Raw genomic sequence first — 18844 nt, 5'->3', positions numbered from 1 at the left:
TCAGGCTCTCCCGAACAGGCCGTAAGGGCGCACCAGAATCACCACGGCCATTGCGCCGTAGATCATCAGGCTCGCGCCCTGGGGCCAGAGTGTGGTCATCAGGCTTTGCACCACGCCGACCAACAGGCCGCCGACCAGTGCGCCGCTGAAGGAACCCATGCCGCCAATCACCACCACCACGAAGGCCACGCCGAGGATTTCCGGGCCGACAAAGGGCTGGGCGCCGCGCAACGGCGCGAACAGCACACCGGCAACGCCGGCCAGGGCCACGCCGAGGGCGAAGGTCATGGAGAACAGGCGGAAAATGTTGGTGCCCAGCAGGGACACGGTTTCCGTGCTTTCACTGCCGGCGCGCACCAGGGCGCCGAAGCGCGTGCGCTCCAGCAGCAGCCACAGGCCAAGGCCAACGAGGCCGGAGAACACGATCAGGAACAGCCGGTAGTAGGGGTAGACGAAATCGCCGACCACCAGTACCCCGCGCAGTAATTCCGGCACGGCGACGCTTTTGCCCACCGGGCCCCAGATCATCACGCTGGCTTCCTGGATGATCAGGGCGATGCCCAGCGTTACCAGGATCTGGAACATGTGCGGCAAGTGATAAATCCGCTGGATCAATAATCGCTCGATCACCCAGGCCAGCGCGGCCACCACCAGCGGCGCAATCAGCAGTGCCAGCCAGAAACTGCCGGTGAGGCTGACGGCGGTGTAGCAGATGTAGGCGCCCAGCAAAAAGAACGCACCGTGGGCGAAGTTGACGAAGTTCAGCAGGCCGAAAATGATCGTCAAGCCGACCGCGATCAGGAAGTAAATCATCCCAAGGCCCAGGCCGTTGAGAATCTGGAACAGGTAAAGATTAAGCATGCAGGAACCCTCGGCAGGCGGCCGCATGAGCGGCCCTGCGCTGTGTCACCAGTAGATTTTCAGCGGATCAGCCGAGCACGCAGCCCGTGGCTTCCACCGGCGGGAACGACTGGCCGGAGCTGAGCACCTTGGCCAGGTCATCCTTGTCGGCCATGTCGCCGGCGGCCTTGCCCACCAGCAGGTAGTAATCCTTGATCACCTGATGGTCGCCGGCGCGGATCGACTCCTTGCCGGTGGGGCCTTCGTAGCTCAGGCCCTGCATGGCCTTGGCCACGGTCGGCCCGTCAAAACTGCCGGTGGAGATGATGGTTTCGAGCATGACCTTGGTGCTGATGTAGTCAGCGGCCAGCGGGTAGGTGGGGTTGATGCCGTATTTGGCCTTGGTCAGTTTCACCAGGTCGCGGTTGAGCGGGGTGTCGACCTGATGCCAGTACTGCGCGCCGAGGTACACGCCTTCCAATACGTCACTGCCCAGCTCCTGGAACTGATCTAGGCCGGCGGACCACACCAGCAGCACTTTCATGCGCTCCTTGATACCGAAGTTCACCGCCTGGCGCAGGGTGTTGGACGACTGGCTGCCGAAGTTCAGCAGCACCAGCACGTCGGGTTTGGCGGCGATTGCGTTGGTCAGGTAGCCGGAGAATTCCTGCTCCTGCAGCGAGTGGTAGCTGTTGCCGGCGTGTTCCAGGCCATGCTCGGCCAGCACCGATTTGGCGCCTTCGAGCAGGGCTTCGCCGAATACGTATTGCGGGGTGATGGTGTACCAGCGCTTGGCGTCGGGCAGCAGCTTGATCAGCGGCACGAGGGTCTCGCGGATCGCACCGTAGGTGGGTACCGACCAGCGGAAGGTGGCACTGTTGCAGTCCTTGCCGGTGACTTCATCGGCGCCCACCGGGGTCATGAACACGCCACCGGCCTTGCTCACTTCCTTGGCCACCGCGAGTGCCGAAGACGACAGGGTACAGCCCTGGAAAAAGCGTGCGCCGTCCTGCTGGATCGCTTCCTGGACCTTGCGCACGGCCTTGCCGGCGTTGCCTTCGGTGTCGATCACTTTGTAGACCAGCGGGCGGCCGAGCAGCTCGGGGTGTTGTTCCACCGCGAGGCGTGAACCCATGTCGGCAAATTTGCCATAACTGGCAAAGGCGCCAGACATGGACTTGAGGCCGTAAAAGGTAAAGGGCTCTGCGGCGAATGCAGAACGCACGCTCAGCGGGAGGCTGAGGGCGGCGGCTGCGGTGAGACTGGCTTTCAACAACGTACGACGCTGCATGGGGTGACTCCCTGGATTAGTTATTGGCAGGAGTGGCAATGGCGATACGGTGGAGCACGGCCTGTGGGCAGGCCTTTTATTGGGGGTTGGGGGGTGTCAGTGGTTGTGATCGAACTCCAGTAGAAAGTGCGGGCTGACCTCACCTTCAAGGGCGGTCATGTGGTGTTCGGCGTCGCACATGTGTTCGTGCATCAGGCTGCGTACGGTGGCTTCGTCTTCGGCTCGGAAGGCGATCAGCAGTTGCTTGTGGTAGTCGAGGTTGGCGGCGTCGAATTGCTTGCGCTTGGGTTTGTAGGCTTTTTTCAGGACGACCAGGTCGCGCAGCAGGTCGTTGAGGAATTGCGCCATGAAGCTCAGCAGCGGGTTGGGGCAGGCCTTGGCCAGCAGGTTGTGGAATTCCAGTTCGGCGATGCGTTGTTCGCGTTGGCCGGCTTCGCTGTCTTCGGGGGCGCTGCAAAAATCGACGTTGTCCTGGAGGGCGCGGTAGTCGTCTTCGCTCAGGCGGCCCAGCACGGAGACGGCGAGTTCGACTTCGATGACTTTGCGCAGTTGGTAGACCTGCTCGCCGTCCAGGTGCTGGAAGTGCAGGTAGTTGCGCAGGGCGCGGCTGGCGGGTTCGGTGCCGGCTTGGTTGAGATAGGCGCCGCCGCTCGGGCCGGTGCGGGTGTTCACCAGGCCTTCGACTTCCAGCGCCTTGAGGGCTTCGCGGGCGGAGCCTTTGGAGCACTGGAAGCTTTCCATCAGTTCGCGTTCGGTGGGCAAACGGTCGCCGGGCTTGAGGGCATCGGTGACGATTGAGCGTTTGACCGACTCGACGATCACGTCGGAGAGCTTCTGGCGTTTGCGGCGCAATGGGCGGCTTAGCATGGTGGGTGATTGATCCTATTAATGCGCATTAATAGTACTTAATAGGGGTTTGGGGTGGGGCGTCAACGGAGGGGGTCGTTTTTGGTTTGGATGGGTCGTAAATGGTGGGGGTGTGTATATCCGTTATTTAGGTAACGGCCGCCTATGGTTCCGCTCTTACAGCGGCTCACTTTTGAAGAGCGCAAAAGTAAGCAAAACGCTCTTGCCCCACCACTCGGCACCTCGCCTAGGCTCGGTGTGCCCTCACTCCGGCTTTGGAGCGTGGGCCGCCGCGATGGGCCATCCTTGGCCCAGCGCGGCTAACCCGGCGTCCTGCCGGGTTACCCACGCTCCAAAGCCTGCGTTCGGCCAGCGTGGTTTAACGGGGCGCCTAAGATCAAGATCAACAGCAAGAGCACAGCGGCCTACCGGCCGGCTTGAGTGTTGAAGAGCAAAATCAAAATCTAAAGCGGGCACGGTCCAAATGTGGGAGCTGGCTTGCCCGCGATGGCATCACCTCGGTGTATCTGAAAAACCGAGTTGTCTGCATCGCAGGCAAGCCAGCTCCCACAAAAAAGCAGAGCTGCATCAGCTTCAGATTTGGTTTTCGCTCTGGATCTTGCCTTTGCTTTTAACACTCAAGCCGGCCGGTAGGCCGCTGTGCTCTTGCTTTTGATTTTGATCTGACTGCCCCAATAAGCCCGAGGCCGAACGCAGGTATTGCGGAGCGGGTAAACCGGCAGGACGCCGGTTTAGCCGCGCCGGGCCATGGATGGCCCGTCGCGGCGGCCCGCGGAGCAATGCCGGAGTGAGGGAACGCCGAGCCTAAGCGAGGCGCCGACAGGCGGGGCAGAGCCCTTTGCTTACTTTGGGGCTTTTCCAAAGTGAGCCGCTGTAAGAGCGGAACCATAAGCCGCCGTTACCGCAGCAACGGATATGTACACATGCATGGCGCAGTAATTGCGTACCCCCCAAACCCCAACCCCAAAAAAGGAGCACCCCCCATGCAACTACGCGCCTTGCGATATTTCCACGAGGTCGCCCGCTGCGCCTCCCTGCGTAAGGCAGCCGAACGTCTATACGTCACCCCAACCGCTGTCAGCCGCCAGATCGAACACCTGGAACACTTCTTCGGCGCCGCCCTTATTGAACGCGGCCCCCGCGGCATCCGCCTCACCGCCGAGGGCGAATGCCTGGCCGAACAAGTCACCTCAACCCTGCGCGGCCTCGACCAGGTACGCGAAGTCATCGCCAGCCGCCAAAGCCAGGTGGCCGGTAACATCAGCATCCATGTGTCAGAAAGTATCGTTTCCACCGTACTCGCCCCGGTACTCGCCACCTTCTACCGCGCCCATCCCAAGGTCACCTTCAACATCGTAATCGCCAGTGCATCGGCCACCCTCGACGCCCTGTGCAGCGGCGAGGCAGACCTGGGCCTGGCGTTCTACCTGCAAGAACGCGCCGACGTCGAAGTCACTGCCCATTGCCAGCTGTGGCACCGGGTGCTGGTCAGCGCCGAACACCCCTTCGCCCAACGCGAAAGCATCGAATTGAGCGAACTGCAAGGCCAGCCCCTGGCGATTCCCGACTCGGCCTACGGCGTGCGCCAGGCCCTGGAAGTGGCCGCGAAAAAACGCGGAGTCACCCTCGAACCCGTGTTCACCACCAGCTCCCTGGAAGTGCAGAAGAGCCTGGCCCGGCAACGGGCAGCGGTGCTGATTCTGCCCCAGGTCGAGGCAGACGTACGGGACTTGGGCGACGGCCTGGTCGCCGTGCCGATCGCCGATGAAGACCTCGGCCGCATCCGCATCGACCTCTGCGTGTACCGCAACCGCCCCCGCTCGGTGGCGGTGCTCAAGTGCCAGGAGATGCTGGCAGGGGCGATGCAGCGTTGTTCGCTGAACTGAGCCTGAGCCTCAGAAGATGTTGATCGGCACATTGGCGACGAGGCGGAACTCATCGTAGCTGCCGTCAATCTGCCCGCCGCTGGCGCGGTGGTTGTAGACGATGGTGCGCAGTACGGTGTTTTTGAGGGTGCCGGACTGGATTACGTAGGCCACCATCAAACCGTTTTCGTTGTGCTTGGCGCCATCCAGGCTGCGCACGTTGTAGCCGGTGTTGTGGCCGTTGCGGTCGCCGTCGTAATGGGTGCCGTCGATGTCCCAACCCTTGGCGTGCCACAGGCTGGCGGTGAGGCCGGGCACGCCGTAGGCGGCGAAGTCCAGGTCGTAGCGCAGTTGCCAGGATTTTTCGTTGGGGCCGTTGTAGTCCGAGTACAGCGAGTTGGCCATGTAGTTGCCGGTGGACTCCCACACGTAGTCGAAGTATTCGTTGCCGAACACCTGCTGCCAGGCCAGCGTCAGGCTGTGGGCCAGGTGCGTGGCGGTGAAGGCCAGGCTGGCGGCGTTGTTGTCGATGTAGCCGAGGTTTTTGTCCCCCGAATCGCTGGTGTGGTAGTAGTTGAAGGCGGTCTTTAAGGCGATGTCGCTTTTGTCGCCGATGCGGTGGGTCAGGCCGACGTAGGTCTGGTCCCACATGTCTTCGAAGCGCGACGCGTAGACGCTGGCCTCCAGCCCGTAACCCGGTTTGACCGTGGCCCCCAGGTAGCTGATGCGTGCGCCGCTGTAGGCGCGGTTGCCGAAGGTGGTGGTGAGCTTTTCGGCACCGGTGCCGGTGCGCGGGATCGCCCGCTCGAAGCTGCCGCCCTGCACCGACAGCCAGTCGAATTCGTTGCTGAACAGGCCCACGCCCTGGAAGCTGGAGGGCAGGGCACGGTTGTCCTTGTAGCGCAGGATCGGGTTGTCGGTCATCAGCCGGCCCGCCTTGATCTCGGTGCTGGACAGGCGCAAACGCACGTCGCCCACACCCAGGCGGCTCCAGGTGGGAATCGCATCGCCGTCGCCGTCTACCAGCACTCGGTCGCCACCATTGGCCACCTTGCCGTGGCCACGCTCCAGGTTGACCGCACTGAAGATTCCCGCATCCACGCCCACGCCAATCAGGCCCTGGGTGTAGCCGGAGCTGTACTTGAGCATGCTGGTCTGGACCCAGGTTTCGCGCACGCGGGTGGGCTCGACGCCGCCGGCTTTCTTGATGCTCAGGTGGGTGGTGCGTTTGGTGTGCTGGTTGGAATAGTAGTGGCGCAGGTTCAGGTCCAGGGTGCTGCCTTCGAGGAAGCCCGGTGCGCTGGCTTGAGCGTTCTCTTGGGCGAAAGCCTGGGTGCTGGACGCCAGGGTGACGGCCAGTAAAAGACGTGAATACATGGTAAATCCCCATACAAATCAGACGTAAGGCGACCGTCCCGGCAGACCCTCAGGTGCTGCCGGTCGGTGGCGAAAAGACGCGGGACAGTGGGAAAAGGTATTCAGCGAACCGAAGCTTCTGTGAGCCGGGTTTCGCGGGCCGGGCTGCCGGGCAGCGACGGGCGGGTTTCCTTGGCGAACCAGGCGGCCGTGAGGCACACCAGGTTGGCGATCAACAGGTACCAGACCGGTGACATTGGGTCGCCGGTGGTGCCGATCAGCCAGGTGATAATGATCTGCGCGGTGCCGCCAAACGCTGCCACACCGAAGGCGTAGACGATGGAGAAACCGGTGGAACGCACGGATTTCGGGAAGCTTTCCACCAATAGCACGATCAACGCCGCGCCGCTCATGCCGTGCAGGCCCGAGAGTACCGCGAGGGTCAGCAGGAAGGTCGCCGGGCTGGGGTGTTCGGTCATCAGTTGCAGGGCCGGGAACAGGATCAGCAGCAACACCACCCGCGGTGTGATCAGGATCAGCCGGCGCCCGAAGCGGTCGCAGAGCATGCCGCCGGCCACCGCGCACACGGCCATGGCGGCGCCGGCCACCAGGGTCGAGAGCATGGAGATGCTGGTGGGCAGCTTCAGCTCGGTGAGGGCGAAGGTGGTCATGTAGTTGAGGAAGTACTGGGTGATGGTGCTGCCGGAAAGGATCAGCAACCCCAGTACCAATGCCCGTCGGTGCTTGCCGCAGACTTCCCGCACCAAGTCGCCGGTGCTGGTCTGCTCGCCGTGGCCGTGGAAGGTTTCGGCGAGGTTGCGACGGATGTAGATGCCGATCGGCAATACCAGCAGGCCGAACACAAAGGGTACGCGCCAGCCCCAGCTGTTGAGGTCTTCCGGGGACATGACTTTGGTCAGGGTGAACCCTACCAGCCCGGCCACCATGGCCGCGACGCCCTGGGCAACCACTTGCCAGCAGGCGTACGTCCCGCGTTTGTGGGGCGGCGCCGCTTCGAGGATATAGGTGGTGGCGGGGCCGGCTTCACCGCCCCAGGCCAGGCCCTGGATCATGCGGGTGAGCACCAGCAGGATCGGCGCCGCGATGCCGATGGTCTCGTAGCCGGGCAATATCGCGATGCTGCCGGTGCCCACGGCCATCATCACCAGGGTCAACAGCATAGCCGGTTTGCGCCCGACGCGGTCGGCGTAGGCGCCGATCAGCACCGCGCCCAGTGGTCTGACGATAAAGCCGATACCGAACGCGGTGACCGACAGCATCAAGCTGACGAAGGCGCTGTCGGACGGAAAAAACGTGTGGCCGATCATCACCGCAAAGGTTGCGTACACACCAAAGTCGAAAAACTCCACGGCGTTACCCAGGACCACGGCAAAAATGCTCTTTTTGCCGGCGTCCGGGGACGGTGTTTCGGGTGCGTGATCAGGATCGGATCGTGTCAATTGCTCAGTGTGCATACCAGCCCCTCGATTTAGTTATAGGTCGTCCAAGCTCCCGGCCGTGTAGGCCCGGAGCTGGCGTGTGGGTGGGCAGTTCTTACAGCGTCAAAGTCAGGAAGGATTCGGCCAGTGGTGGATTGCGCCACGCCAGCTCTCGTAGGTTTTAGCGATTTGCAGCAGCCATTGATCGGCGAAACGCGGGGCGATCATCTGCAAGCCGATAGGCATGCCATCGGCGGCGAAACCGCAGTTGATCGACAGCGCCGGTTGTTCGCCCATGTTCCAGGGCACCGTGAACACAATGTGCTCGAACGGCAGTTGCGGGTTGTTGCTGGGTGAAGGCCACTCGGCCGGGAAGGCGTTGACCTGGTTGGTGGGGGACAGCACCAGGTCGAGTTCGGTGAACACCTGCGCGGCGCGGCGGCGCATCTCGAAGGTCTGGTTGAAACCCTTCACCGCTTGTACGCCACTGATCTCGGCGCCTGGCGCGGCCCAGTCGCGGATATACGGCAAGACCTTGTCGAACTGCTCGCTGCTCAACGCGGACAAGTCGCCCCACTGCCGGGCGCGCCAGAAATGATCGAGGCCGTCGAGTTGTGCCCGGTCCATGATCGGCGGGATCAGCGTGACCTTGGCGCCATGGGCTTCGAACAGCCGTGCGGCGTGTTCCACCGCTTCACACACGAAGCCTTCAGGCTGCATGCCCACGCCAGGCTCGAGCATCAGGCCGACCCGCAGGCCCTTGACCGACAACGGTTGGTTGCTCCACTGGGTGGCGAGTGGCGGCAGGCTGGTGGCGTCGCGGGCATCGGGGCGGGCCAGGTGTTGCATCAGCAGCACGCAGTCGTCGACGGTGCGGGTCATGGGCCCGGCGGCGCGGCCGGTGTAATACGGGTCAATGGGAATGCGCCCCAGGGTCGGCTTGAATCCCACCAGGCCGCACCAGGCGGCAGGCAGGCGCACCGAGCCGCCGATGTCGGTGCCCACGTGCAGCGGGCCGTAACCGGCGGCGGCTGCAGCGGCGGCACCGGAGCTGGAACCGCCAGTGTTGTTGGCGGTATTCCACGGATTGCGGGTGATGCCGTGGAAGCTCGACAGGCCGGAAGACAGCATGCCGAAATCCGGGTTGGTGGTCTTGGCCAGGATAATCGCGCCTGCTTCACGCATACGGGCTGCGGGCGGTGCGTCCCTGAGGGCCGGGGTCAGTCGGGTGGCGGCGCTGCCGAGGGGGATAGGCACACCTTCAGTGGCGATCAATTCCTTGAGGGTCACCGGTACGCCGTCGAGGGCACCGTTGGGCTGGCCCTTGTTCCAGCGCTCGGTGGAGGCCTGGGCCTGCTGGCGTACCTGTTGCGGGTCGAAGGCATAGAGCGCGTTGATCTGCGGCTCCCAGCGGTCGATGTGGGCCAGGAGCTGGTCGTAGTAGTCGATGGGCGCGAGTTGCCGGCTGGCAAATTGCGCCAACAGTTCGGCGGCCGTAAGGGTATGCAGGTCAGTCATCGAACGCTTCCTTGTGATGGGCCGGCTGGCTCATGGCGGGTTGCAGTAGGAACGACTATATAAACCCCGATGTGGCGCGGCCATCACAATCGGTGCAGTTCAGTGTTGCGTTTTTGTGTGCACTGAAACCCGAAGCGCAGCCTCTGGCTTATTTTAAAACCTCAGGCGCAGGCGCTTGAGGCTTTTGTCGTACGGATGGAGCGGTGATTGAAGAACGGCTCCTGTTGAGGTGGGCGGTTCTTTCGAGCGTGTGAAGTGTTCCAGGTGGTGAAATCGAAGCGAGTGACAGAGACTACGTTTTCCTGGATCAGCATGATGGGGGCTGGGTGGCTGCTATCTGAATAACGTGTGCTCAGGGTGACTTCCAGTGTGTCCTTGTCACGGTAGCCGCTAAGCAGGGGGAGAAGAGTAAATGCATGGTCCATTCCTTCTGACTCGGTGGGCATGCCAACGAATACGACAATGCCTACGTACACCTTTCGATCGTTCAAGCTGAACATGCAAGGCGTGTACTTCTGGATGGATTCTCTGAGCAGGTATTTGAAAGGTGTGCCTTCAAGGATGTTCAGGGCGAGCCGGCAGTTCAGTTGTTCATCGGATTTCAACTTCAGCTCTTTTTTCTTCGCGTTGACATAAAGTCTTGCCCAGAGAGAAGGAATGACCAGGGTGGTCAAGCCGGTCTGCAGCCAGAAAACCCAAAGTGCGGCATTCTTTTCGTTGGCAATATCGAGTTGTACCAATAAGGCGCCGAGATAGCGGCCATAGTCTGTTGCAACCCCACGGCCTGCGACGTAAACCGCCTGTTGGGACAATGCCAGAATCAAGGCACTTGTCAGGCTGGCGACGACCAGGCAAACCAGTCCCAGTCGCGCAACCTGTAGATAGAGTAACTGCCCTTCAAAACGATGCAGCCGGCAGTAGTAATAAGGATGCTTGATACACACCAGATAACCGCTGACCAGTAACGGAAAAATGATCAGCAGGCCCATGAATCATTGGCCTCCATTTTGCGGACTTGGCGAATTGCTTCTTTGTAGGCCTCGGATTCCATGACTTCTTCGGCGGAGACTGAAATACCCCATTCTCCCTCAATCCTCATGGTTCTTTTCGACTTGATGGCTTCCACCGTATCCAAGTCATCCTGAGTCGGCTTACCGGCAAACAACGAATACAATCCAAACATGGCGACGACCTCGAAAAGATGTAGTCGTTTTTATAGCAAGCGGCCTTGACCCCCGCCATTGATGGCCGGCGTGCCAGCGTCGCCAGTTCCCGTAGGAAACGTCTCCATTCACACCAACGGTCTAAAACGTCGGCGGCGTAATCACCCAAATCACCACCGCATCCACCTTCCCGGGGTTGCCATACCGATGGGGCTCACTGCTGGAGAAGCTGAAACTGTCCCCTTCAGCCAGCTGAAAATGCCGCTCGCCCACCCATAACTCAAACGTTCCGCTCAACACATAACCCGCCTCTTCACCCTCATGGCTATAGCTCTGCTGGCTATAGGTGCCCGGTGGAAAGCGCGAGTGCAGCATCTCCAATTGATGATTGGGCAGGGGCGTCAGCAACTGGTCGACGATCCCGTCCTCATAGTGAATGCTCTGGCGATTGTTCCTGCGCACCACAAACCCTTCATCCTCCGCGGCTGGCGTGGTCTCGCTGGCAAAAAACCACTGGATCGTCACCCCCAGGCTGCGGGCGATGTTGAACAGGGCCGGGATCGACGGGTAGGCGAGGTTTCTTTCCAGCTGGCTGATGTAGCCGGCGGTCAGTTCACTCAGCTCGGCCAGGGTCGTGAGGGTCATGCCCCGGGCCTTGCGCAAGCCACGGATGCGGGTGCCGAGAAACAGCTGTGGCGGTTGGTCGTTCAAATGTCCCACGCTACCTTCAATCCTTCATAAATCGCCTCTTCGGCGGTACGCGGCGCCAGGCAATCGCCGATGCGCCTGAACGCCACCAGGCCTTCCAGTTCTGCGCCCAGAGTGTCCACCGGCTGGTGACCCTGGCACAACACCAGGGTGTCGATATTTTCCAGCAGCATCGGCTCGCCGCTGGCGGTGTGTTGCAGGTAGACGGTGGTGTCGTCGCAGCCATACAAACGAGCGTAAGGGATGATGGGAATGCCCAGCCGGTGCAGTTCACCGGCCAGTTGATCCCGCACGTACAACGGCAGGTTTTCCCCGCAATGGGTGCCGTTCACCGCCAGCTGCACCTGATGGCCGGCGCGTGTGAGGCGCTCGGCGATGCCCGGGCCGATCCAGTCGCAACGCCAGTCCACCACGACCACCGAACGGCCCAGCGGGACCTCGTCGCGCAGCACTTGCCAAGCGTCCACCACCTGTAGCTCGCCGCCGCGTTCGAAGGCCGGCCAGTAGGGTTCGGCGCCGGTGGCGACGATCACCAGCTCGGGTTGTTCGCGCTCCACCAAAGCACGGTCGACGCGGGTATTGCGCACCACGCGAACCCCGGCCAGTTCCATCTCGCGCTGCAGGTTGGTACTGGCGCCGCCAAACTCGCTGCGCCGTGGCAGTAACTGTGCGAGGAGCACCTGGCCGCCCAGTTGAGCGCTGGCTTCATACAAGGTCACCTCATGGCCGCGCTGCGCTGCCACGGCCGCGGCTTTCATCCCTGCCGGACCGCCGCCGACGACCATAATCCGCTTGCGTCGCAATGCCGGTTGCAACTGGCCAAACTGCAATTCGCGGCCGGTCTCGGGGTACTGGATGCAGGAGATCGGCAAGCCTTTGTGGAAGTGGCCGATGCAGGCCTGATTGCAGGCGATGCATGCCCGTACATCTTCGGCATGGCCGCTTGAGGTTTTGGCCGGCATTCGCGGGTCGCAGATCAACGCGCGGGTCATGCCGCATACATCGGCCTGGCCGCGCTGCAGCATCAGCTCGGCCTCGTGGGGCTGGTTGATGCGCCCGGTGACGAACAGCGGAATCGACAGGCTGGCCTTGAACGTTGCGGCTTCTGTCGCCAGGTAAGCCGGAGCAATAGCCATGGGCGGCACGATATGGATCGCGCCACCGAGGGAAGCCGAGGTGCCGGCGACGATGTGCACATAATCCAGCTGTGATTGCAGCTGTTGCACGGCCGCCAGGGAGTCATCTTCCGTCAGGCCTTCGGGGTCGCGCTCATCGGCTGAAATACGCAGGCCGATGATGAACTGTTCGTCGGTTTCTGCCCGTACTGCGGCGATGATTTCCCGCAGGAAACGCAGGCGTTGTTCAAGCTCGCCGTTGTAGCCATCGGTGCGGCGGTTCACTCGCGGGTTGAGAAATTGCGCCGGCAGATACCCATGGCTGGCGACCACTTCCACGCCGTCAATCCCCGCCTGATGTAGGCGCCTCGCCGCCGCGCCGTAGCCGGCCACAATCTCGTCAATCATCAACTGGTCAAGGGCGCGCGGCATCACCCGGAACCGCTCGTTGGGCACCCCTGACGCCGAGTAAGCCACCGCCAGCAAGCCATCCGCCGACTCCATGATTTCCCGTCCCGGGTGGAAAATCTGCGACAGCACCACGGTGCCGTGGGCATGGCAGGTTTCAGCCAGTTGGCGGTAGCCGTCGATGCAGCTGTCATCCGTGGCCATCAGCACATGGGAGGTGTAGCGGGCGCTGTCATGCACGCCGGCCACCTGCAACACAATCAGCCCGACACCGCCTTCGGCACGTGCCCGGTGGTAGGCGATCAACTGCTCGTTGACCCGGTTGTCAGTGGGCATCGAGGTGTCGTGCCCGCTGGACATGATGCGGTTTTTCAGGCGTTTGCCGCGCAGCGTCAACGGTTCAAAAAGATGCGGAAAGGCATGGGGCGACATGGTGCGGATACTCTAGGCGCTGTTGTTATTATTTTTCTATAGGAGGTCAGCCTCAGTAAAAAATCAACTTGTTTTTTTACTGGCGACTGGATTAGCGTCAGCCACATCAACCACCCGCCTGGAGAATAAAAATGACTGGGGCCACCGAACGACAGCTGCGTGAAGAGCTTGCTGCCTGCTACCGGCTGATCGCGCACTTTCGCATGAGCGACCTGATCTTCACCCATATCTCGGTGCGTATTCCCGGGCCCGAGCATCACTTTTTGATCAACCCCTATGGGCTGATGTTCGAGGAGATCACGGCGTCCAGCCTGGTGAAGATCGGCCTGGACGGGCGCGCGGTCGAGGCTTCGACCCATGGCGTCAACCCGGCGGGGTTTGTGATTCACAGCGCGATTCACGGCGCCCGCGAAGACGCCCAGTGCGTGCTGCACACTCACACCCGCGCCGGGTGTGCGGTGGCGGCGCTGGAATGCGGGCTGTTGCCGGTCAACCAGATTTCCATGGAGTTCTACGGCAAGGTTGCCTACCACGACTACGAAGGCGTGGCGCTGGACATGGACGAGCAGCAGCGACTGGTGCGCGACCTCGGCGACAAACCGGTGTTGATGCTGCGCAACCATGGTTTGTTGACGGTGGGGGAGACGGTCAGCCAGGCCTTCCTGCGCATGTACTACCTGGAGAAGGCCTGCGATATCCAGATCGCCGCCCAGGCGTGCGGCAAGCTGATCCTGCCGCCTGCAGACGTGTGTGAATACACCGAGCGGCAGTTCAATGAGCCTGGCCGCTCATTGGAAGAGGGCGAGCTGGCAGACCTGGACGCCATGCAGCTGGCGTGGGCGGCATTACTGCGGTTGCTGGATCGGGTGTCGCCGGGTTTCCGGGAGTGAGGTAGAGTCGTCCAGCCGACTCTACCCAAGGACACCGCCTCATGACCCAGGAATCCCGTTTCTCCCGTATGGAACCGGAGTTGCGCAAGGCCAATCTGGTCCAGGCCACACTGGTGTGCCTCAAGCGCGACGGCTTCCAGGGCGCGTCGATCCGCAAGATCAGCGCCGAGGCCGGGGTGTCGGTGGGGCTGATCAGTCATCACTATTCGGGCAAGGATGAGCTGGTGGCCGAGGCCTATCGGTCTATCACCCGGCAAGTCATGGACTTGCTGCGTGACGCCATGGCCAAGGCGCCGCCCAGCCCGCGGGAGCGGCTGTCGGCGTTCTTTCACGGCTCGTTTTCCCCCGAGTTGCTGGACCCGCAACTGCTGGATGCCTGGCTGGTGTTCTGGGGCGCGGTCAAGACGGCCCCGGCGATCAACCAGGCCCACGAACATTCCTATGGCGAGTACCGCACCATCATGCGCTCGGCTTTGGTGGACATGGCCGAGGAGGAGGGTTGGAAGCAGTTCGACGCCGATTTGGCAGCCATCGCTTTGAGCGCCTTGCTCGATGGCCTGTGGCTGGAATCGGGGCTCAATCCCGGTACCTTCACCCCGGAACAGGGCATCCAGATCTGCGAAGCCTGGGTCGATGGCTTGCAGTCCGGCGGCCGCAAACGCTTCCAGATCAAACCCTGAACTGACGATTCCGCGCCGCCTGGACGCAATGTCCGGACCGGCATTTTCCCCTCGAAAAATATTTGCAGTTACCCGATTGCCTCCTTACTGAACACTCGTTTAGTATCGCCCCATGTCGCACCCCTCAAGCCAATTAAAATAATTCGAGGATTCCATGACTACAGATCCGTCCGTGCTCACTCAAGTGCAAGCAGGCGTTGCCTGGATCACCCTTAATCGCGGCGCCCAGCGCAACGCCTTGGACATCCCGACCCTCAAGCACCTGCATGCATTGCTGGACGGTTTCAACAGCGACCCGGCCTTACGTGTGGTGGTGTTGACCGGCACTGGTCGCAGCTTCTGCGCCGGTGCTGACTTGGCTGAATGGGCCGACGCCGAAGCCCGTGGCGCCCTCGAAACCTACGGCTGGACCGAAACCGCCCACGCCCTGATGACCCGCCTGCACACCCTCGACAAACCCACCGTTGCCGCCATCAACGGCACGGCCGTCGGCGCCGGCATGGACCTGACCCTGTGCTGCGACCTGCGTGTAGCCGCGCAATCGGCACGTTTCAAGGCTGGCTACACCAGCATGGCCTACTCGCCGGACGCCGGTGCCAGCTGGCATCTGCCGCGCCTGATCGGCAGCGAGCAAGCCAAGCGCCTGCTGTTCCTCGATGAATTGTGGAGCGCCGACCGCGCCCTGGCCGCCGGGCTGGTGGGCGAAGTCGTTGCCGACGAGCAACTGCACGTCCACGTCGCCGACCTGGCCACGCGCCTGGCCAACGGCCCGACCTTTGCGTTTGCCCAGACCAAAACCCTGATCCGCGAAGGCGCCGGGCGCAGCCTGCCCGAGCAGCTTCAGGCGGAACTCGCCGCCGGTTTGCTGTGTGGACGCAGCGCCGACGGTGCTGAAGCCCTGCGCGCCTCGATGGAAAAGCGCCCACCGAACTTCTCCGGCAACTGATTCCTCCTCAAAACACCCCTCGAACGATCGACAGGTAGCGCCATGAATTTCCAGCCCAGCCAAGAACAAGACATGTTGGTGGACGCGGTACGCAGTTTTGTTGCCAAGGAATTGTTGCCCCACGAGGAGGCGGTGGACCGCGCCGATGAAGTCTCGCCGGAGCTCGCCGCGCAGATCCGGGACAAGGCGATTGCCGCCGGGTTCTATGCCTTCAACATGCCGGAAGAGGTCGGCGGTGGCGGCCTGGATTACCTGTCCCAGGCGTTGATCGAACGGGAGTTGTCGAAGGTCTCCTGGGCGCTGCATGTGTTTGTCGCCCGGCCCTCGAAAATCCTCATGGCCTGCACCGGCGCGCAGATTGGCGAGTACCTGTTGCCGTGCGTGCAGGGCAAGAAGATCGATTGCTTTGCCCTGACCGAACCGGGGGCCGGTTCCGACGCCAATGCGATCAAGACCCGCGCCGTGCGCAGCGGTGATGACTTTGTGCTCAATGGCAGCAAGCACTTCATCAGCCACGCCGGCCACGCGGATTTCGCCATCGTGTTTGCCGTTACCGACACCTACGAACACAACGGTCGCCAACGCAACGCCGTGACCTCGTTCCTGGTGGACCGTGGCACGCCGGGCATGACCATTCGCCGAGGTCCCAAGTGCGTCAGCAACCGCGGCTACCACACCTATGAAATGTTCTTCGACGACTGCCGCGTGCCAGCCTCAAAAGTCCTCGGCGAAGTCGGCAAAGGCTGGGAGGTCGCCAACGCCTGGCTGACCGCAGGCCGCGTGATGGTGGCCGCCAACTGCGTTGGCCAGGCCCAGCGTGCGCTGGACGTGTCCCTGCAATGGGCGGCCGACCGCAAACAGTTCGGCCAGCCCATCGGCACCTATCAAGGCATCTCGTTCAAGCTCGCCGACATGGCCACGCAAATCCGCGCGGCCGAACTGCTGACCCTGAACACTGCCTGGAAAATGGACCAGGGCACCATGACCGACGGCGAGGCCGGCATGGCCAAGCTGTTTGCCAGCGAGGTGCTGGGCAAGGTCGCTGATGAGGCCGTGCAGATTTACGGCGGCATGGGCTTGATGGACGAAGGGCCGGTGGAGCGCATCTGGCGCAACGCGCGGATCGAACGGATCTGGGAAGGCACTTCGGAAATCCAGCGCCACATTATTGCCCGCGAGCTCTTGCGGCCGCTGTTGCGCTGATCGGGTGGGAGAACGCTTATGTCCCAGGCTATTCGCGACAATCTCAAGCGCCTGCTGGCGCCCCGTCACCTGGCGTTTGTCGGTGGGCGCAGCATGGCCCGTGCCCTCAAGCGCTGCGCCGAAGGTGGTTTTGACGGCCAGATGTGGCTGGTCAACCCGCAACATGACAGCCTTGATGGCGTTCCCTGCGTGCGTCGCGTGGCCGATTTGCCGTGCGGTCCGGACGCGGTGTTTATCGCTACCAATCGCGAGCTGACCCTGACCTGTGTCGCCGAACTGGCGGCCATAGGTACCGGTGGCGCCATCTGCTACGCCTCCGGGTTTGCCGAAACCGGCGCCGAGGGCCAGGCCTTGCAGCAACAACTGCTCGAGGCGGCTGGCGAGATGGCGCTGCTGGGCCCCAATTGCTATGGCCTGCTGGATTACCTGCACAGCTCGGCATTGTGGCCGGTGGCCCATGGCGGCAAGCCGGTAGAGAAGGGCGTTGCGGTGCTGACCCAGAGCGGCAACTTTGCCTACAACCTGTCCATGAGCGACCGTTCGCTGCCGGTGGCCTATATGGCGTCGGTGGGCAACCAGGCACAATTGGGGGTTGCCGAGTTGATGGATGTGCTGCTCGACGAGCCGCGCGTCACGGCCATCGGCTTGCACCTGGAAGGCTTGAAGAATGTGCCGGGATTCGCCCGTGCGGCCCATAAGGCCCTGGAAAAAGGCATTCCGATCATCGCCCTGAAAACCGGCGTGTCGCAGATCGGCGCCGAGTTGGCCTTGAGTCATACCAGTTCGTTGTCGGGTTCAGACGCGTTGTACGACAGCCTGTTTGCGCGCCTGGGCGTGATCCGGGTCAGTGGCCCGGTGAGTTTTGTCGAAACCCTGAAAGCTGCGGCCTGCGGTAACTTGCCGGCGGGCAACAGCCTGATCGCCCTGGCCTGTTCCGGTGGTGATGCCGGGTTGATTGCCGACTACGCCGAGCGCAACGATTTAAGCCTGCCCAAACTCGATGAGGGCCAGCGTTCGGAACTGGCGCAGGTACTGCCGAGCTACGCCAACCTGGTCAACCCGCTGGATTTCACCACGGCCATCTGGGGCAACAGCGAAGCCCTCAATACCATGCTCGATACGGCACTGCGCACCGAAGCGGATGCGGCGATGCTGGTGCTCGACTACCCGGCGGAATTTACCGGTGAGCGCAAGGAATGCGACCTGCTGCTGGAGCTGTTTTGCAGTGCGCTGACTCGCCATGGCAAGACCGGCTTTGTCACCTCGGCATTCCCCGAATTGTTGCCGGCTCACGCTCGCGAGCGCCTGCATGCACAAGGTGTTGCGGCGTTGCAGGGCGTGGAAGACGCGCTGGCGGCCTGGGGCCGGATTGCCGACTACCAAAACAATCGCCGGGCGCTGTTGGCCCGTGGCGAATCGGTACTGGTGCCGCTGTGCCCGCAAGCGCTGGAAGCACTCGGACAGTCGCTTAACGAGTGGGATTCCAAGCAGGCGTTGCGTGCTTTCGGCCTGACCACGCCGGCCGGTGTCTTGAGCACGCCAGCGCGGGCCATCGCCGATGCCAAAGTGCTGGGCTATCCGCTGGTACTCAAGGCAGTCAGTGCCGACCTCCCGCATAAAACCGAGGCGGGCGCTGTGGCGCTCAACCTGAGGGACGGCTTCGCCTTGACTGCGGCCCTGGCCCATATGCGTGAGCGGATTGCTGCCTACGCGCCGGGTGTACCGTTCGATCACCTGCTACTGGAATCCATGGCCACGCCGCCGTTGGCCGAGCTGATTGTGGGCATCAAACGCGAAAACGATTTCGGCCTGGCACTGGTGATCGGTGCCGGTGGAATCCTGGTGGAATTGCTTAAGGACAGTCGCAGCCTGTTGCTGCCGACCACCGACGATGCGATCCGCAATGCCTTGCTCAGCCTGCGCAGCGCCGCATTGCTGCAAGGCTTTCGCGGGCGGGAAGTGGCCGACATGGAGGCGCTGGTGGCGGCGATTCGTGCGGTGGCCGACTACGCCTGCGCCAACGCCGGGCAGTTGCTGGAACTCGATGTAAACCCATTGCTGGTCAATGCCCGGGGCGCCACGGCGGTCGATGCATTGATCCGTCTCGCCCAGGTGTGAAGGAG

At 62.3% G+C, this 18844-nt stretch carries 16 protein-coding genes; 6 read left to right on the top strand and 10 right to left on the bottom strand.

Going from position 1 to position 18844, the window contains the following annotated elements; genetic code table 11:
- The 3 genes from JFU58_RS25185 to JFU58_RS25175 form a co-directional block, all read right to left on the bottom strand.
- Positions 1-861, bottom strand: coding sequence for a branched-chain amino acid ABC transporter permease (locus tag JFU58_RS25185; protein ID WP_003215751.1), 861 nt, complete (start codon positions 859-861; stop codon positions 1-3).
- Positions 862-928: 67 nt separating this feature from the next.
- Entirely contained in the window at positions 929-2131 is a 1203-nt protein-coding gene (locus tag JFU58_RS25180; protein ID WP_003215749.1) for an ABC transporter substrate-binding protein, read from the bottom strand.
- A 96-nt stretch (positions 2132-2227) separates the two neighbouring features.
- Positions 2228-2998, bottom strand: a complete 771-nt coding sequence (locus tag JFU58_RS25175) for a FadR/GntR family transcriptional regulator (protein ID WP_003215747.1) — start codon at positions 2996-2998, stop codon at positions 2228-2230.
- Positions 2999-3981: 983 nt separating this feature from the next.
- Between JFU58_RS25175 and JFU58_RS25170 the strand changes: the two genes are divergently transcribed.
- Complete coding sequence (locus JFU58_RS25170) at positions 3982-4884, top strand: LysR family transcriptional regulator (RefSeq protein WP_063028932.1); 903 nt, start codon at positions 3982-3984, stop codon at positions 4882-4884.
- Positions 4885-4893: 9 nt separating this feature from the next.
- Here JFU58_RS25170 and JFU58_RS25165 read toward each other — a convergent pair whose 3' ends face one another.
- From JFU58_RS25165 to JFU58_RS25135, 7 genes are all read right to left on the bottom strand, one after another.
- Positions 4894-6240 (bottom strand): OprD family outer membrane porin, encoded by a 1347-nt coding sequence (locus tag JFU58_RS25165; RefSeq protein ID WP_177025974.1) that lies wholly within the window; start codon positions 6238-6240, stop codon positions 4894-4896.
- Between the two features lie 101 nt (positions 6241-6341).
- On the bottom strand, positions 6342-7694 hold the full coding sequence (locus JFU58_RS25160; protein WP_242488328.1) for a citrate-proton symporter: 1353 nt from the start codon (positions 7692-7694) through the stop codon (positions 6342-6344).
- Positions 7695-7787: 93 nt separating this feature from the next.
- Positions 7788-9176 carry an amidase gene (locus JFU58_RS25155; RefSeq protein ID WP_201142658.1) on the bottom strand — a complete coding sequence of 463 codons (1389 nt, stop codon included), beginning with the start codon at positions 9174-9176 and terminating at the stop codon, positions 7788-7790.
- A gap of 161 nt (positions 9177-9337) precedes the next feature.
- Complete coding sequence (locus JFU58_RS25150; RefSeq protein WP_063028937.1) at positions 9338-10165, bottom strand: hypothetical protein; 828 nt, start codon at positions 10163-10165, stop codon at positions 9338-9340.
- Entirely contained in the window at positions 10153-10359 is a 207-nt protein-coding gene (locus JFU58_RS25145; RefSeq protein ID WP_063028939.1) for a hypothetical protein, read from the bottom strand. The genes JFU58_RS25150 and JFU58_RS25145 overlap by 13 nt, the downstream gene beginning before the upstream one ends.
- Positions 10360-10480: 121 nt before the next feature.
- The gene (locus JFU58_RS25140; protein ID WP_172834608.1) at positions 10481-11071 is read right to left on the bottom strand and encodes a cupin domain-containing protein; all 591 of its coding nucleotides are present in this window, start codon (positions 11069-11071) and stop codon (positions 10481-10483) included.
- Positions 11047-13002 (bottom strand): oxidoreductase, encoded by a 1956-nt coding sequence (locus JFU58_RS25135; protein ID WP_201142657.1) that lies wholly within the window; start codon positions 13000-13002, stop codon positions 11047-11049. Before JFU58_RS25135 ends, JFU58_RS25140 begins: the two co-directional genes overlap by 25 nt.
- 131 nt (positions 13003-13133) lie before the next feature.
- On the opposite strand from JFU58_RS25135, the gene JFU58_RS25130 reads away from it, so the two are divergent.
- The 5 genes from JFU58_RS25130 to JFU58_RS25110 all read left to right on the top strand — a co-directional run bounded on the left by JFU58_RS25130 (position 13134) and on the right by JFU58_RS25110 (position 18839).
- Positions 13134-13892 (top strand): class II aldolase/adducin family protein, encoded by a 759-nt coding sequence (locus JFU58_RS25130; protein ID WP_063028946.1) that lies wholly within the window; start codon positions 13134-13136, stop codon positions 13890-13892.
- Between the two features lie 41 nt (positions 13893-13933).
- Positions 13934-14572 (top strand): TetR family transcriptional regulator C-terminal domain-containing protein, encoded by a 639-nt coding sequence (locus JFU58_RS25125; protein WP_063028948.1) that lies wholly within the window; start codon positions 13934-13936, stop codon positions 14570-14572.
- Between the two features lie 154 nt (positions 14573-14726).
- Positions 14727-15518 carry an enoyl-CoA hydratase/isomerase family protein gene (locus JFU58_RS25120; RefSeq protein WP_201142656.1) on the top strand — a complete coding sequence of 264 codons (792 nt, stop codon included), beginning with the start codon at positions 14727-14729 and terminating at the stop codon, positions 15516-15518.
- 42 nt (positions 15519-15560) lie between these two features.
- Complete coding sequence (locus JFU58_RS25115) at positions 15561-16721, top strand: acyl-CoA dehydrogenase family protein (RefSeq protein ID WP_017475434.1); 1161 nt, start codon at positions 15561-15563, stop codon at positions 16719-16721.
- 18 nt (positions 16722-16739) lie between these two features.
- Positions 16740-18839: an acetate--CoA ligase family protein gene (locus JFU58_RS25110; RefSeq protein ID WP_201142655.1), complete on the top strand. Its 2100-nt coding sequence runs from the start codon at positions 16740-16742 to the stop codon at positions 18837-18839.
- Positions 18840-18844: the final 5 nt, after the last annotated feature.

It is taken from the genome of Pseudomonas sp. TH34 (assembly GCF_016650865.1).
In the GTDB taxonomy this organism is placed as follows: Bacteria; Pseudomonadota; Gammaproteobacteria; order Pseudomonadales; family Pseudomonadaceae; genus Aquipseudomonas; species Aquipseudomonas yamanorum.
This window is presented reverse-complemented; position numbering and strand designations above follow the sequence as displayed.